Annotated in this window: 13 protein-coding genes; 6 read left to right on the forward strand and 7 right to left on the reverse strand. The window is 64.9% G+C overall.

Going from position 1 to position 16,530, the window contains the following annotated elements:
* Positions 1–10: 10 nt before the first annotated feature.
* The 3 genes from ACREP4_RS10880 to ACREP4_RS10890 all read left to right on the forward strand — a co-directional run bounded on the left by ACREP4_RS10880 (position 11) and on the right by ACREP4_RS10890 (position 4,370).
* A complete protein-coding gene (locus ACREP4_RS10880) occupies positions 11–1,846 on the forward strand; it encodes an assimilatory sulfite reductase (NADPH) flavoprotein subunit (RefSeq protein ID WP_431596200.1) in 1,836 nt (611 codons plus the stop codon).
* 89 nt (positions 1,847–1,935) lie between these two features.
* Complete coding sequence (cysI, locus tag ACREP4_RS10885; RefSeq protein WP_431596201.1) at positions 1,936–3,642, forward strand: assimilatory sulfite reductase (NADPH) hemoprotein subunit; 1,707 nt, start codon at positions 1,936–1,938, stop codon at positions 3,640–3,642.
* Positions 3,639–4,370 carry a phosphoadenylyl-sulfate reductase gene (locus ACREP4_RS10890; RefSeq protein WP_431596202.1) on the forward strand — a complete coding sequence of 244 codons (732 nt, stop codon included), beginning with the start codon at positions 3,639–3,641 and terminating at the stop codon, positions 4,368–4,370. Before cysI ends, ACREP4_RS10890 begins: the two co-directional genes overlap by 4 nt.
* A gap of 94 nt (positions 4,371–4,464) precedes the next feature.
* Here the strand turns inward: ACREP4_RS10890 and ACREP4_RS10895 are convergent, their stop codons facing one another.
* The 4 genes from ACREP4_RS10895 to ACREP4_RS10910 form a co-directional block, all read right to left on the reverse strand.
* A complete protein-coding gene (locus ACREP4_RS10895; RefSeq protein WP_431596203.1) occupies positions 4,465–4,893 on the reverse strand; it encodes a BLUF domain-containing protein in 429 nt (142 codons plus the stop codon).
* An 88-nt stretch (positions 4,894–4,981) separates the two neighbouring features.
* Positions 4,982–7,042 carry a TonB-dependent copper receptor gene (locus tag ACREP4_RS10900; RefSeq protein WP_431596204.1) on the reverse strand — a complete coding sequence of 687 codons (2,061 nt, stop codon included), beginning with the start codon at positions 7,040–7,042 and terminating at the stop codon, positions 4,982–4,984.
* Positions 7,043–7,114: 72 nt separating this feature from the next.
* The gene (locus ACREP4_RS10905) at positions 7,115–7,570 is read right to left on the reverse strand and encodes a DUF2946 family protein (protein WP_431596205.1); all 456 of its coding nucleotides are present in this window, start codon (positions 7,568–7,570) and stop codon (positions 7,115–7,117) included.
* Positions 7,571–7,768: 198 nt separating this feature from the next.
* Positions 7,769–8,752, reverse strand: coding sequence for a LysR family transcriptional regulator (locus ACREP4_RS10910; protein ID WP_431596206.1), 984 nt, complete (start codon positions 8,750–8,752; stop codon positions 7,769–7,771).
* A gap of 165 nt (positions 8,753–8,917) precedes the next feature.
* On the opposite strand from ACREP4_RS10910, the gene cysG reads away from it, so the two are divergent.
* The 3 genes from cysG to ACREP4_RS10925 all read left to right on the forward strand — a co-directional run bounded on the left by cysG (position 8,918) and on the right by ACREP4_RS10925 (position 12,110).
* A complete protein-coding gene (gene cysG / locus ACREP4_RS10915; protein ID WP_431596207.1) occupies positions 8,918–10,381 on the forward strand; it encodes a siroheme synthase CysG in 1,464 nt (487 codons plus the stop codon).
* A gap of 21 nt (positions 10,382–10,402) precedes the next feature.
* Entirely contained in the window at positions 10,403–11,362 is a 960-nt protein-coding gene (cysK, locus tag ACREP4_RS10920) for a cysteine synthase A (RefSeq protein WP_431596208.1), read from the forward strand.
* Between the two features lie 172 nt (positions 11,363–11,534).
* Positions 11,535–12,110: an O-acetyl-ADP-ribose deacetylase gene (locus tag ACREP4_RS10925; protein WP_431596209.1), complete on the forward strand. Its 576-nt coding sequence runs from the start codon at positions 11,535–11,537 to the stop codon at positions 12,108–12,110.
* Between the two features lie 84 nt (positions 12,111–12,194).
* Here the strand turns inward: ACREP4_RS10925 and ACREP4_RS10930 are convergent, their stop codons facing one another.
* From ACREP4_RS10930 to pyk, 3 genes are all read right to left on the reverse strand, one after another.
* On the reverse strand, positions 12,195–13,487 hold the full coding sequence (locus tag ACREP4_RS10930) for a M1 family metallopeptidase (RefSeq protein ID WP_431596210.1): 1,293 nt from the start codon (positions 13,485–13,487) through the stop codon (positions 12,195–12,197).
* Between the two features lie 308 nt (positions 13,488–13,795).
* Positions 13,796–14,800, reverse strand: a complete 1,005-nt coding sequence (locus tag ACREP4_RS10935; protein WP_431596211.1) for a class I fructose-bisphosphate aldolase — start codon at positions 14,798–14,800, stop codon at positions 13,796–13,798.
* Positions 14,801–14,961: 161 nt separating this feature from the next.
* The gene (gene pyk / locus ACREP4_RS10940; protein ID WP_431596212.1) at positions 14,962–16,428 is read right to left on the reverse strand and encodes a pyruvate kinase; all 1,467 of its coding nucleotides are present in this window, start codon (positions 16,426–16,428) and stop codon (positions 14,962–14,964) included.
* Positions 16,429–16,530 lie beyond the last annotated feature (102 nt).

Below are 16,530 nucleotides of genomic sequence, written 5' to 3' on the forward strand. Positions count from 1 at the left end.
CGGACCGGAAATGACCGCCGCCGCCACCGTTCCACCCAGCCCCTTGGCTGAAGACCGCAAGGTCCTGCTGTCACGACTGGTGGAAGGCCTGGACGGCAACAGCTTGTGGTGGCTGTCCGGCTTTGCGGCCGGGTTGGCCCAGGGAAACCCTCCCCCGTCCCTGGCGATCATCCCCGGCGGCCAAGCCGGGCAGTCGGTGCAGTCGCGGCTGACCGTGATCTACGGCAGCCAGACCGGCAATGCCCGCCGCGCCGCCGAGCAGCTGGCCGCCGACGTCGAGGCCACCGGCCTGCCGGTGCGGCTGCTGCGCGCCGACGCCTACCCGACCCGCGAACTGGCCAACGAGCGCCTGCTGTACATCGTCATCAGCACCCAGGGCGAAGGCGACCCGCCGGATGACGCGATTGGCCTGGTCGAGTTCATCGCCAGCAAGCGCGCGCCCAAGCTGCCGCAGCTCAAGTACGCCGTGCTCGGTCTGGGTGACTCCAGCTATGCCGAGTTCTGCGGCATCGCCCGCACGCTGGACACGCGCCTGGCCGAACTGGGAGCCACCCGCCTGCAGCCGACCGCAGAAGCCGACCTGGACATCGATACCGTGGCCGTGCCGTGGCGCATCCAAGCGCTGGCCGACGCCCGCGCCAACCTCAGCGAAGCGGCAAGCCCGGCGCCGAGCAACGTCACTCCCCTGCGCCATGCCAGCGCTTACACCGCGCAGCACCCATTCACCGCCGAAGTGCTGTCGCGGCAGGTCATCAGCGGCCGCGACTTCAAGGGCCCGGCGTATACGCGCTACGGCGTTGCCAACAAATCCGTGCATCACCTGGAGCTGTCGCTGGAAGGCAGCGGTCTGCATTACGAGCCCGGCGACGCACTGGGCATCGTGCACCGTAATCCGCAGCCGCTGGTCGAATCGGTGTTGGCCGCCACGGGCCTGAATGGCGACACCGAAGTCAGCCATGACGGTCACGCCCGGCCGCTGTCGCAGTGGCTGGCCGAGCACCGCGAACTCACCCGCATTTCGCGCCCGCTGCTGATCAACGTCGGCGAGCGCAGCAACCATGCCGAACTGACGCGCCTGCTGGAGCCGGAACACAAGGCCGAGCTGACCCGCGTGTTCGACGACCACCAACTGGTTGATGTGCTGCGCCGCTGGCCGGCCGAGTGGAGCGCCGAGGCGCTGGTCAGCACGCTGCGGCCGGCGGCACATCGCCTGTACTCCATCGCCTCCAGCCGCAAGCGCGTGGGCGAAGAAGTGCATATCACCGTCGATGAGCTGCGTTACGACGCCCATGGCAGCGCGCATCAGGGTGCAGCCAGCAGCTTCCTTGCCGCGCTGGAAGAAGGCGGTTCGCTGCCGGTCTTCATCGAAGCCAACGAGCGCTTCCGCGTGCCGGCGGACAGCAGCCGCGACATCATCATGATCGGCCCGGGCACCGGTGTGGCACCGTTCCGCGCCTTCGTGCAGGAGCGCGCGGAGACCGGTGCAACCGGCCGCAACTGGCTGTTCTTCGGCGCCCGTCATTTCAACAGCGACTTCCTCTACCAGACCGAATGGCAGGACGCGCTGCGCCGCAAGGAACTGCATCGCCTGGATCTGGCGTTCTCGAGAGACCAAGCCGACAAGGTCTACGTGCAACAGCGCCTGCGCACGCGCGGCCGCGATCTGTACGACTGGCTGCAGAACGGCGCGCACCTGTATGTGTGCGGCGCCATCAGCATGGGCAAGGACGTGCATGCGGCCCTGCTGGACGTCGTGCGCGAGCACGGCGGGCTGGATGACGACGGCGCCCGCGAGTATCTGACGCAGCTGCATACGGAGGGACGTTATGGCCGCGATGTGTATTGACGGTTGATGCGGTATCGCCGCGATCTGCGGCGTATTGGCTTCGCGCCTGAAGGCGCGCCTACACACGTTTCAGGCATAGCAAACAGAACATGAGCACCCACTCCGTCGAATCCATCAAAGCTGAAAGCAACCGCCTGCGCGGTTCGCTGCTGGAAAGTCTGGCCGATCCCGTCACCGGCGCCTTGCGCGAAGACGACCAGACCCTTATCAAGTACCACGGCAGCTACCAGCAGGATGACCGTGACGTGCGCGACGAACGCCGCCGCCAGAAGCTGGAGCCGGCGTACCAGTTCATGATCCGCACGCGCACGCCCGGCGGCGTGATCAGCCCAGCGCAGTGGCTCAAGCTGGACAGCATCGCCACCCGCTTTGGCAATCACTCGCTGCGCATCACCACCCGGCAGGCCTTTCAGTTCCACGGTGTGATCAAGCGCGAACTGAAGGCGACCATGCAGGCGATCAACGCCGCGCTGATCGACACGCTGGCCGCCTGCGGCGATGTCAACCGCAACGTGCTGGTCGCGGCAAACCCGCTGCTGTCCAGCGCACACGCGACCTTGTACGCCGATGCCGCGCGCACCTCCGAGCACCTGCTGCCCAACACGCGCGCCTATTACGAAATCTGGCTGGACGAAGAACGCGTGGCCGGCAGCGGCAATGAAGAAGAGCCGATCTACGGCGAGCGTTACCTGCCGCGCAAATTCAAGATCGGCTTTGCTTTGCCGCCGATCAACGACGTGGATGTGTTCGCCAATGACCTGGGCTTTATCGGCGTACTGGACGGGGCCGGTGAACTGCTGGGCTATGACGTCAGCATCGGCGGTGGCATGGGCGCCACGCACGGCGATGCGGAAACCTACCCGCGCATCGCCAACCTGGTCGGCTTCATTCCGCGCGATGCGTTGCTGGACGTTGCCACCGCCGTGGTCACCACCCAGCGCGACCTCGGCAACCGCGAGCTGCGCAAGCGCGCACGCTTCAAGTACACCATCGACGATCACGGCCTGGACACGGTGATCGCCGAAATCGAACGCCGCGCCGGCATCCGGCTCGCGCCGAGCCGTTCGCTGCCGTTCGCTCACAACGGTGATCGCTATGGCTGGAATGAAGGCGATGACGGCCGCTGGCACCTGACCCTGTCGCTGCCGGCCGGGCGCATCGCCGATCTGCCGGGCGCACCGCATCTGACTGCTCTGCGCGAAATCGCCAGTTTCCACGAGGGCGAGTTCCGCATGACCGGCAACCAGAACCTGGTCATCGCCGGCGTGCCAGCCAGCCAGCGCGAACGAATTGATGCTGTGGTGAACGCCGCAGGTCTGGATGCGGGCAACCAAGCCCCCACCGCGCTGGCACGCGCAGCGATGGCCTGCGTGGCGCTGCCGACCTGCGGTCTGGCGATGGCCGAGGCCGAACGTTATCTGCCGGACTTCAGCAGCAAGTTGCAGCCGCTGCTGGAACAGCACGGTTTGGCCGAAACACCGATTTTGCTGCGTATTTCCGGCTGCCCGAACGGCTGCTCGCGGCCCTATCTGGGCGAGATCGCGCTCGTCGGCAAGGCACCCGGCCGCTACAACCTGATGCTCGGCGCCGACCACCGCGGCCAGCGCTTGAACACGCTGTACCGAGAAAACATCACCGAGCCGGACATCCTTGCCGCGCTGGAACCGCTGTTCGCGCGCTATGCCGGTGAGCGTTCCCACGATGAAGGCTTCGGCGATTTCCTGCACCGCGCCGGCATCGTCAGCCTGCCGCCCTACCCTACCCACCGCCAGATTCCCGTGGAACTGCACGCATGAGCGCCCTGCCCCGATCCTTGAACGATTCCGTTACCACGCTGCCGGACGACCTGGGCCCGCTCAACGCCGAACTGGACGCAATGGATGCACAGGCGCGCGTGCGCTGGGCATTGCAGAACGCGCCCGGCGCGCATGTGCTGTCGTCGAGCTTTGGCGCGCAGTCGGCGGTGACGCTGCACCTGCTGGCCAGCCAGCAGCCGGATATTCCGGTGATCCTGATCGATACCGGCTATCTGTTCCCGGAAACCTACCGCTTCGCCGACGAACTGACCGACCGCCTCAAGCTCAACCTCAAGGTTTATCGCCCGCTGGTCAGCCGCGCGTGGATGGAAGCGCGCCACGGCCGCTTGTGGGAACAGGGCGTGGTCGGCATCGAGCAGTACAACAACCTGCGCAAGGTCGAGCCGATGAAGCGCGCGCTCGATGATCTGCAGGTCGGCACCTGGTTCACCGGCCTGCGCCGCAACCAAGCGGCCAGCCGCGCCAACACGCCGGTGCTGCAGCGGCGCGGCGAGCGCTACAAGGTCAATCCGATTGCCGATTGGAATGATCGCGACGTGTGGAAGTACCTGCAGGAACACCAGCTTCCGTACCACCCGCTATGGGAGCAGGGCTATGTGTCCATCGGCGATTTCCACACCACCCGCCGCTGGGAACCGGGCATGCGCGAGGAAGACACCCGCTTCTTCGGTCTGAAGCGCGAATGCGGATTGCACGAAGAGATTTGACCTGCAGGCCGACGGCTTCCCCGCATCGGTCGTGCCGAGCCATGCGCGGCAGAATTCTTCAGCAGCACGCGACGACGCTACCGCTTCCGGCAATTCAATGCGGTTGCTCCCAGAACGCCAGCAGCTCCCGCAGTGCGGGCGATGCCGCGTCCTGCGCCACATCGTCCTGCAGCAGTTCCACTTCGTGCAGCCACTGCTGCGTGCTGATCTTCTGCAAGATGCTGCCTTCGGTCAGGCGGCAGCCCATATGCCAATGACTGAAATACAGGTGATCGACCGGGCCGTTGTGCAGTTCGTGCAACTGCACGTGCATGCGCGAATTCTTGATGCGCTCGTAGATGCGTTCCATGCCTTCGGCCGGCCCCTCGAAATACTGAAAAAACCGGTGCCCGTCGTACAACAGCACGCCGGTGACGCCCGCCATCTGATTGTGCGCACGCGCATCCACCAGCAAGTGATCAAGGTCAGTCGGGGTCAGCCCGGCCACGGCGGTGCTCACGTAGGCCACTGCACGGTTGCTCATGCGCGGGATCGCTTTTTGTCGAGGTGCGGCGAGCATGCCACATGCCCCTCGCTGGCGGTGCGCCGCGGCGAGGGGCCGTGGGAAACACTCAGTAGCGATAGTCCAACTTCAGCCAGAACGAACGGCCCGGATCATTGATCCGCACCGGATCGGCCGGGAAGCCGAAGTCCGCACTGCCGGCCAGATTCAGGTGCTCGGCATAGCCGCGATCAAACAGGTTGTCCACGCCCGCGCTGACCCGCACCGCATCGTTGATGCGATAGGCGCCATTGAGCGACAAGGTGGCAAAGCCCGCCGTCGGACCAAGATCGCGCGCAACCACATTCCCCTGCCCCGGTGCCACGCGGTTCTGCCGGGTCACCGCACGCAGCAGTGCACCGGCCGACCAACGCTCGCGCTCATAGCTCGCACTCAAGCGCGTCTCCAACGGCGGAATCTGCGGCAGCGGCCGGTGTGCGTCGCGGTTCTCACCCCACGCATAGGCCAATGTGCTGCCCAGCTTCCAGCCCTGCCACGGCCGCCATTCCACGCCGGCTTCTGCACCCGCAATGCGCGCATCCACATTGCTGGCCTGGGTGCTGCTGCCCATCATGCCGCCGCTTTGATAGTTGAACAGAATGTAGTCCTGCAACTGGCCCGCATAGGCGGACACCCATGCGTCCAGCGTCTCGCTGCGGAACTGCAGGCCAATGTCCAGCTGCGTGGTCTTCTCCGGTTTCACGCCGGCAAACGCGTTGACGCTGCCGACCGGGCCGGCGTCGGCCGAGAACAACTCCCAGTAATCCGGCATGCGTTCGCTGTGACCCAGCCCGGCGTACCAGGTCCACGCCTGGCCAACATCGCGCTCGTAACGCAGGAAGCCACTGCCCAACGTTTCCTTCCGCGTCTGCCCGGCGGTGGGGTTGGGCATGTTCATCATGCCGGTGCGTTGGCGCAGGTCCTTGGCCTCGGCCTTGTCCACGCGCAGGCCACTGAGCCAACGTTGCGCAGTGCCTTCACCGAAGGTCAGTTCGGTAAATGCGCCCTGCGAGTTGAAGTCGGCATCGCGGCGCCACGGTTGCTGCTGCCAGGTGCCACGGCCCATGCCGTTGCGACTTTTATGGCGGCTGTCCTGTGCATCGATGCCGGCGACGATCGCAATATCCTGCCAGCGCCACTCCGATGCCACGCGGCCGCCGGTAGTGCGACGTTCCACATTCGACGCCATCGGCATCGGCATGCTGCTCTTCGGGTTGGGCATGCGCAGCGTGTAGTTGTCCATCACGTGATCGGCACTGTTGTAGTACACGTTGGCCTGCAGCGTGTCCCAGGCACCGGGCAGATTGCTTTTCTCGAAACGCATGCCGTAACTGTCGCGCTTGAACGACGCTCCATCCATGCCGCGCCCGGCATAACGCGCCAGCGCATCGCCGGTGCCGGCAGTGATCTCAAGCACGGTGTCGGCATCGGGCGTCCAGCCGATGGCCGCATCGGTGTTCCATTTGCGCCAGCGGGACGGCACCACATCACCGTTGCCATCGCGGTAATCGTCGGCCTCCGAACGGTTGCCATTGATCCGCACATAGCCCGGCGCGCTGCCGAAACTGGCATCGAGCATCTGATCGTTGCGGTTGTTGGAGCCGGCCAATGCGCTGGCCTGCAACTGCATGCCCGGCGCATCAAAACGCGGCGTGTCGCGCTCGAAGCGCACCGTACCGGCTGACGCACCCGCGCCCCAGCGCACGCTCTGCGGTCCCTTGATGATGATCAACCGGTCGTAGGTTTCCGGTGCGATGTACGACAGCGGATTGTCCATGCGCGACGGGCAGGCGCCGATCAGATTGCCGTCGTTGCTGAGAATGTTCAGCCGCGAACCGGACATGCCACGCAGCACCGGATCGCCATTGGTGCCGCCATTGCGGATCGCTGAGAAGCCGGGGACGGTCTTCAGGTAATCGGCACCGTCACTGGCCGGCACCGGCTGCCGTGGCAGGCGCGGATCGGTTTCCCAATGCAGTGGTGAAGAAGGCGCAGCGGCCGTGACCACCACCGTGTCCAGGGTTTGCGGGGAGGCACCGCCATCGGCAAGCGCCCGTGTTGGAAACAATGCGAGACAGACACAGACAGACAGGCACGCCGGTACACCCGGCATGCGGGAAGCAAAATACATAAGGTTCTCCAATACGACACCGTCACGCCCTGCCAATGGGCAGCGCGCGACGCAAAGAAAGGTGGGTGTCTTTCAGGAGAACAGCGGAGGGCCGCGCGCCAGATGCGCCGGCCAACGCAGGCTGCTCGGCAGATGAACCGTGCGCGGCGACTCCGGCGCAAGCCGGTACAGCAACGGTGCCAGCACCAACAACAACGCCAGCCACGGCAGCAGGCGCGAGGCCATGGTGCAGTAATCGCACGCTTCGCCATGCGCGGCGTGTGGATCGACGGGCGGCTGCGGCTTGACGATTTCAGCAGCTACGTTGCCCGCCATGTGTCGCGCATGTTCGCCAACACTCATGCCGTGGTGATTGGCATGCGGATCCGCGCTCACGTTCGCTGCAGCCTCTCGCGTCGTTTCCATCATCGCGGCGTGCTGCGCATGCCCGGCCTGTATCCAGCGACTGACCACCGGCGCCACCGCCATCAACAACGTGGCGGCGAATGCCAGCAGGAGAAAACAGGATGTGAAACGGGCTGAACGCATGACCGCGTAATTCTAGCGGCGCGAGTCACTGCTACCGGTTCAACGCAGTGCGACCGTTTGACGCACTAAGGATCAACTGCGATATGCCCCATCGGCTGGGATGCAATCCCAGCATCGCCCTTGGCCAAAACATCGATCTGCTGGGATTGCGCTTCGCTGCATCCCAGCCTACGAGTGCCTGCTACGAAGCAGCGCCCTTCAACTCGTAATCGTCTGCGTCAATGATTCCCATGTCGGCGGTACCGGCCAGTTCGCGTCCTGGTTGCCGTCGAGTACGCGGCGCAGGTCGCGCTTGTCGATCTGCGGTGCCAGCACATGCACCAACTCCAATGCGTAGTCACGCAGCACCCGGTCACGCGGCAGTACGGCCCACGCGATGCACTCGGGAATCGCGGCCGGGGCCGGCCAGGCGCGCAGGTCGGTGTCGTTGCCGCTGACCGCCATTTCCGCCAGCAGGCCTACGCCCAGCCCGGCACGCACATAGGTTTTGATCAAGTCCGCGTCCAGCGCGGTCAGCGCCAGGTCCGGCTCCAGCCCTGTGGCGGCAAACGCGCGCCGCAGCGATGAACTCGCGCGCGTGGAGGATTCGTAGCTGATCAGTGGATGCTCGGCCAACGCGGCCATGTCCGGGGTCTTGCCAGCACGTTCGAGCGGGTGGCCCTTGGGCACCAGCACCAGCCGCCGCCAGCGGTACAACGGCACGGCAATACCGGTGGTCGGTTCGCTGCCGGCGGTGCTGATGATGGCGATGTCGGCATCGCCCTGGCTCAGCAGATCCAGCGCGTCGCTTTCGGCCGCCTGCTGCAGATGCACACTCACCTGCGGGTACGCCTGCTTGATCCGCGCCACCGCCGGCGGCAGCACGAAGCGCGCCTGCGTGTGGGTGGTGGTCAGGATCAACTGGCCGTGGCTTTCACGGCGCTGGTTGGCGGCATAGGTACGGATATTGTTGGCTTCAGCCAGTACAGCGCGCGCACGGCTGATGACCTCTTCACCGGCCGGCGTCACCGTTTCCAGGCTGCGCCCCTTGCGTACAAACAGCAGGAAGCCCAGTTCGTCTTCCAGCTGTTTGAGCTGCTTGGACAGCCCTGGCTGCGTGGCATGCACCCGCGTCGCAGCGAGCGTGATGTTGAGCTCGGCGTCAGCAATGGCAACGAGGTAGCGCAGTTGGGTCAGGGTCATTGCGGCGTCATCGGGAAACGTCGAAAGAAGGTGTCGGTTGACTGTAGGTCAAATTGCCGTTCGTCCTTATAACCGAAAGTTATTTGATGCACGACGCAAGTCATTTCCGCGGGCATCCAGCGCGGCGCTACGGTCAGCGGCCTTCCTGTTGGGTCTGCCCACGCCTTGGACACCGCCCTGTTCCCGCTGTTTGCCGCCCTCAAGGGCCGGGCTGTGCTGGTGGTTGGCGGTGGCGCGGTCGCCGAGCGCAAGGTGCTGGCCCTGCTGCATGCCGGCGCCCTGCCCCGGGTCGGCTCGCCGGCGGTGTCACCGGCGCTGGCGGAACTGGTCGAAACGCAACGCGTGCAGTGGCTGCAAGGCCGGTTTGATCCGCAATGGCTGGCCAACGACATCTGGTTGGTGATCGCCGCCACCGACGACACCGACACAAATCGCGCCATCGCCGAGGCCGCCGAAGCACAGCGCTTGTTCGTGAATGTGGTGGACGACGCGCAGCTGTCCAGCTTCCATGTACCCGCCGTGGTCGAACGCGGCCCGCTGCAGATCGCCATTTCCAGCGGCGGCGCGGCACCGATGGTCGCGCGCCATGTGCGCCGCCAGTTGGAGCAGCTGTTCGACCATGCCTGGGGCGAGTTGGTGGAACTGGTCGGCCAGCACCGCGGTCGCATCCGCAGCCGCTTCCCGGAGCTGGGCCCGCGCCGCCAGTTCTTCGACCGCCTGATCGAAAGCCCCTTGCTGGGCCTGCTGCGCCGCCGCCAGAACGATGCAGCACAAGCATTGCTGTCGCAGACGATTGCCGGCCACAGCGTCTCCAGCACCGGCTCGGTGGTGTTGGTCGGTGCAGGCTCGGGCGATCCCGGGTTGCTGACGCTCAGCGCGCTGCGCGCGCTCAATCAGGCCGACGTGATTCTCTACGACCGCCTGGTCAGCCTTGACGTGCTGCAGCTGGCGCGTCGCGACGCCGACTACATTGAAGTCGGCAAGTCCGCGCAGGGCCGCAGCACCGCGCAGGAACACATTCATGCCTTGATGTTGGAACACGCCAGTGCAGGCCGCCGCGTGGTGCGGCTCAAGGGCGGTGATGCTTTTGTGTTTGGCCGTGGCGGGGAGGAATTGCAGTTCCTGCGCGCCCATGACGTGCCTTACGAAGTGGTACCGGGCATCACCGCCGCCCTGGCCTGTGCGGCCTACGCCGGCATTCCGCTGACCCACCGCGATCACGCCCAGCAGCTGCGCCTGGTCACCGCGCACTGCAAGGCGTCGATGGACACGCTGGACTGGCCGGAACTGGCCAAAGCCCGGCAGACGCTGGTGTTCTACATGGGCGTTGCCGCGCTGGAGCAGATCCGCGAGCGTCTGACCGGCGCCGGGCTGGCCGCCAGCACGCCATTCGCCTTGGTCGAAAACGGCTCGCGTCGCGATCAGCGTGTGGTCACCGGCCAACTGCGCGATCTGCCTGAAACCGCCCGCCAGCATCAGGTGCAGTCCCCGGCCCTGCTCATTCTGGGCGACGTCGCGGCGCTGGCCGACGAGCTGCATTGGTTCGGCGATGCCCCGCTGCACGCCTTGCCCACCGTTTCCTCACTTCCCGCAAAGACCTCGCCGACCACACTGGCCGACGCCGCCTGATTGCCTTTCCCGGAGATCCCCATGGCCATTTACAACAGCATTCTGGACACCATCGGCAACACCCCGGTGGTCAAGCTCAACCGCCTGGCGCCGGCGGGCGTGGATGTCTACGTCAAGGTGGAATCGTTCAATCCCGGCGGCTCGGTCAAGGACCGCCTGGCGCTGGCGATCATCCTCGACGCCGAGAAAAAAGGCCTGCTCAAGCCCGGCGACACCATCATCGAAGCGACCTCCGGCAACACCGGCGTCGCGCTGGCCATGGTGGCCGCTGCACGCGGCTACAAATTCGTCGCAACGATGGTGGAAACCTTCTCCATCGAACGTCGCAAATTGATGCGCGCCTACGGCGCCAAGGTCATCCTGACCCCAGCCGCCGAGCGCGGCTCTGGCATGGTGCGCAAGGCCGCGGAACTGGCGCAGCAGCACGGTTGGTTCCTGGCCAGTCAGTTCGCCAACCCGGCCAATCCGGCCTTCCATCGGCAAACCACCGCCGCGGAAATCCTGCGTGACTTCGCCGGCAAGCGGCTGGATTACTTCGTCAGTGGCTGGGGCACCGGCGGCACCCTCACCGGCGTCGGCGAAGTGCTGAAACTGGCCCGCCCCGACACCCGCATCATCGCCACCGAACCGGCCGGCGCAGCCCTGCTGGCCGGCAAGGAATTCACCCCCCACAAAATCCAGGGCTGGACCCCGGATTTCGTACCGGAAGTGCTCAACCGCGACGTGTATGACGAGCTGTATTCGGTGCAGGACGACCGCGCCATCGAAACCTCCCGCCGCCTGGCCGCCGAGGAAGGCATCTTCGTTGGCATCTCCGCCGGCGCCACCGTCGCCACCGCGCTGGAAGTCGCGGCCAAGGCGCAGGCCGGTTCAGTGATTCTGGCGGTGCTGCCCGACACCGGCGAACGTTACTTTTCCACGCCGTTGTTTGCCGATATCAACGACGGCTCGGACGACGACTGGTTGGCCGGCCTTCCGTAATCCGAACTACTGTTTTTGATCCCACACAAAGGCCGCCATCCGCGGCCTTTGTGCATTCCGTCGCGCGCAATCGCGCACGGTGAGACACCGCCCAGTCAGGCTTCGCCGACGCCGGGCGGCTGCACGCTGCCCGTCACGTTTCTCTCATACACGGCGGCGGAAGATCAAAACCATGAGCATCGAAGTCTGGCAGGGCGATATCACCGAATTGGACGTTGACGTCATCGTCAACGCGGCCAATGAAACCCTGCTGGGCGGCGGCGGTGTGGACGGTGCCATCCACCGCGCGGCAGGCCCGGGTCTGTTGGCCGAATGCGAACAATTGACCGAGCTACGCCCCGGCGTGCGCTGCCCCACTGGCGAAGTCCGCGCCACCGCCGGCCATGCGCTGCCAGCCCGGCATGTGTTCCACACCGTCGGCCCGGTCTGGCGCGACGGCCGCCACGACGAAGCCGCGTTGCTGGCCAACTGCTATTGGCAATCGCTGCGCCTGGCCGAACGGATGGAACTGGAATCCATTGCCTTCCCGGCCATCAGTTGCGGCGTGTACGGCTATCCGCTGCATCAAGCCGCCAACATCGCCGTCACCGAAACGCTCACCTGGCAGAAGAGCCACGCGCGCCCGCTGCGGATCATTCTGGTGGCGTACAACGCGGCGGCATTCAAGATCTATCAGCAGGCCTTGACCGATGCCGGTGGGATGCAGAAAAGCCAGTTTCTGGAAGATATGAAACCGGCGATGGGTTGAGTTGGCTGTTGGTTGTCCGGTGAAAACGACTGCGTTCGGCATCTCCGCGATTCTGAAGCTCCCTCCCCAATCCTCCCCTCCGCCTCAAACCTCACCGCCAACCCCATACACCCAGCGCTCGAAGAACGGCTGCAACGAGCGCCCTGCTGCGGCTTCCATGGATTGTTGGAAATCCCGGGTCACCACCGAGCGTCCATCATGGGCCTGCGTATACGTGCGTAGCCCACGCCAGAACACGTCATCGCCCAGTTCCTGCCGCAACAGGTGCAACACCAGCGCGCCCTTCTGGTAAACCACCGCGCGGTCATCGGCGGTGGGTTTGTTCCAATCCGGAAAGACCAGCGCGCGATCAACGCCTTTCTCACGCAACGCGCGCACGCGAGTCTGCCAGCCACTCATCATCTGCTGGTAAGCCGCCTCCCCCTGCGCATGCTGCAACCATGCTGCCGTCATGAAGTTGGCCATCCCTTCGTTGAGCCAGAAGTGCTCCCAACCGGCGCACGTCACCCGGTTGCCCCACCACTGATGCGCGGCCTCATGCGCCATCAACCCGAGCTGGTTCGGGTCATCCAGCACACGCTTGCCATAGGCTTCGGACATCAGCGACAAACCCGCCATTTCCTGGCCGATGGTGCGGGCCACCAACGCCTGCCGATAATCGCCTTCAAATGGAATGCCGGCGCGGCTGGCAAAGAACTCCAACATGTCACCGGTGGTCGAAAACACCTGCCGCAGTTCGGCAGGTGAGCGATCCACCGCGTAGTAATGCAGTTGTCCATCGCCGTGAGGGACAACGGCATGCTGATACGGCCCTGCAGCGAAGCCATAGACATAGCCCGGCATCGGCGTACGCAGATGCCAGCGGCGTTCGATGCGGCCATCGTCCAGTTGCCGCGAAGGCAACACATCACCGACAGCGGTTGCCAGCAGCTGCGCCGGCAGCCGCAAGGCAAGCTGCAGCGTGGCGCGTTCATCGGGCGCATCCACCGATGGCATCCACTGGCTGGTGGAAAAGATCGTGTAGACCTCGTTGCGTTCGGCCGAGAACTCCAGCCCGTAAGCCGGCTTGCCGTGATAGCGCAGCGTCACTCGGGTTTCGGCGCTTGGCTGCAGAGTTTCGGCCAGGGTGATCGACAGTTTCCCTTCCGCCTGCTCAAAGGCGAGCACCTTGCCATTCTGTGTCGCCGAATCAATCACGAGTTCGCCGCTGTCCAGCCGCACCTGCGGCAGCACCGCGTCTTCGGCAGCCACGCGCAGTGTTGCTTCACCACGCACCTCGCCCGCCGGGATATCCACGTCCAGCGTGACGGCGTAATGCAGGACATCAAACCCCCGCGTCGATGCCGCAAACGTTGGCGTTGCCAGCAGTAACGCCACTGCCGCGCACAATCCACGAGCGATCCTGCAATGCATTCGGCTGTCCTGAATGGAAACGCCGATTGTAGGCATATCCCTTTCGCAAGCTGGAAACATCCCGCTCCCGTAGGCTGGGATGAAATCCCAGCACTCCGGCGAACCAACCTTGCTGGGATTCCGCTGCGCTCCATTCCCGCCGACGGATCAATGCGTTCGGATGAACGCCCTGCTTCGCCACACAACCGCCGTTGCGTCACCCGGATTCACCAACAAAAAACGCCGGCACAAGGCCGGCGTTTTCGTTACATCACATCACGCGGAAAGACGTATCAGCCTTCCCACTTGCCCAATGCAGCCAGGCCGTTTTCCTTGGCGCGCTCGTACACGGTCTTCTGTGCAGCGGCGTAGTTGCCCTTGACGTCCTTGGCCCACAGCTTCAGTGCAGCCTGCTGCATGGCGCGGCCGTAGGAGAAGCTCAGCGGCCACGGCAGGTTGCCCATCTGGTTCATGGCGTTGAGGTGAGCGGTGGACTGCTCGTCGCTCTGGCCACCGGACAGGAACACGATGCCCGGCAGGATCGCCGGCACGGTCGACTTCAGGCACATCACGGTCGATTCGGCCACTTCTTCCACGTCAACCTGCTCGTCGCAGCGCTTGCCCGGGATGACCATCGAGGCCTTGAGGATGGTGCCTTCCAGCACCACGTTCTGCTGGTACAGGGCGTCGAACAGCGAACGCAGGGTGGCTTCGGTGACTTCGTAGCAGGTCTCGATGTCGTGGTCGCCGTCCATGATCACTTCCGGCTCAACCATCGGCACCAGGCCGCATTCCTGGCACAGGGCCGCATAACGGGCCAGCGCGTGCGCGTTGGACTCGATGCAGGTACCCGACGGGATGCTTTCACCGATGTTGATCACCGCGCGCCACTTGGCGAAACGGGCACCGAGCTTGTAGTACTCCTGCAGGCGTTCACGCAGGCCGTCGAGACCTTCGGTCACCAGCTCTTCCGGGCAACCGGCCAGCGGGTGTGCACCCTTGTCGACCTTGATGCCCGGGATCATGCCGTTGTCGGTCATGTACTTGGCGAACGGCACGCCGTCCTTGGTCGACTGACGAATGGTTTCGTCATACAGGATCGCGCCGGAGATGTGCTCGTTGAGCTTGGGCGTGGTCAGCAGCATTTCGCGGTACGCACGGCGATTCTCTTCCGTGTTTTCGATGCCAACGCTGGCAAAGCGCTTGGCAATCGTGCCGGTGGATTCGTCAATGGCGATGATGCCCTTGCCCGGGGCGACCATTGCCTGGGCGGTTTCAGCCAGCAGTTCGATGCTCATGAGATTCCTGTAACCAAGGTGCGGGAAAACTGGGATTATAGCCCGGCCCGCTCGCGGGCTGGCTGTCCGCGAGGTCTGGAACCGCTTTCACGCTTGCATTGGGACAATTCCTGTCCGCTCCGATCAGGGTTTGACCGGAGCGGTGGCGTGGCAATGTCCGCTCAGAGCCCGCCCAGGCCGCTGGCGCGGCCGTCGGGGCCCACTTCCAGCAGACGCAGGGTGTTGGTGGCGCCGTGGGTTTCCATGTGCTCGCCGCTGGTGAACACCACGCGGTCGCCCGCTTCCAGCAGGCCGGCTTCGACCAGCAGGCGGATGCTGCCGCGTGCTGCTTCGCGCGGAGTGAAGCCGCGGCTGTCGAAGTTGATCGGGAACACATCGCGCATCAGCGCCATCTGCCGGCGGGCGCCGTCGTGGCGGGTCACCGCGAACACCGGGGCCGAGGCGCGGAAGCGCGACAGGTAACGCGCGGTGCCGCCGGATTCGGTCATCGCCACGATCGCGCGCACGCCCACGTGCTGGGACAGGAACATGGTGGCCATGGCGATCGCCTGGTCGGCACGTTCCAGGTTACGCGGCGAGGCACCAAAGTCGGTTTCGGTCTGGAACTGACGCTCGGCGCCCAGGCAGATGCGTGCCATCGCTTCGACCGCCTTGACCGGATACGCACCGGCCGCGGTTTCGGCCGACAGCATCACCGCATCGGTGCCGTCGATGACCGAGTTGGCCACGTCCAGCACTTCGGCACGGGTCGGGATCGGGCTTTCGACCATGGACTGCAGCATCTGCGTGGCGGTGATCACCACTTTGTTCTGCGCCAGCGAGGCCTTGATGATTTTCTTCTGCAGGCCCGGCAGTTCGGCGTCGCCGATTTCCACACCCAGGTCGCCACGGGCCACCATCACCACGTCGCTGGCGTCGACGATTTCTTCCAGGTTCTCGATGGCTTCGGTGCGCTCGATCTTGGACACCAGCGCGGCGTAGCAGCCATGCGATTCGGCAATCGCGCGGGCGTCGTTCATGTCCTGCGCATTGCGGCAGAACGACACGGCGATGAAGTCCACGCCGATCTTGGCGACGATGCCGATCAGTTCCTTGTCGCGCTCGGTCAGCGCGCCCAGCGAGAGGCCGCCGCCCTGCTTGTTCAGGCCCTTGCGATCGGACAACACGCCGTCGTTGAGTACGGTATTGATGATGCGCTCGCCCTGCACTTCAACCACCTGCAGCTGCATCAGGCCGTCGTCGAGCAGCAGCACGTCGCCCGGACCCACGTCCTGCGGCAGGCCGAGGTAGCTCACGCCCACCTGGCTGGCATCGCCCGGCGCCGCGGTGCTGCTGGCGATCAGGTCGAAGCGGTCACCGGCCTTGAGCTGCACTTTGCCTTCGGCAAAACGCTCGATGCGGATCTTCGGGCCCGGCAGGTCGGCCAGGATGCCCACTTCCACGCCTACCCGCTGTGCGGCGGCGCGCACATCGGCGGCACGCTTGGCCTGGCCGGCCGGATCGCCGTGCGAGAAGTTCAGACGGACCACGTTGACGCCGGCGCGGAACAGCTCATCCAGCACCCCCGGCGCATCGGTAGCCGGTCCAAGAGTGGCAAGAATTTTGGTGCGTCGCTGGCGTTCGGTCATGGTGCTCGGTCTCCCTATGAAGCCAGCGAAATTAGCACATTCACTGCATGACAACGATGTCGCATACGATTTCATAAAACACTTTCTGCGCTGTCCCAAAGA

This window comes from Stenotrophomonas sp., assembly GCF_050737575.1.
In the GTDB taxonomy this organism is placed as follows: domain Bacteria; phylum Pseudomonadota; class Gammaproteobacteria; order Xanthomonadales; family Xanthomonadaceae; genus Stenotrophomonas.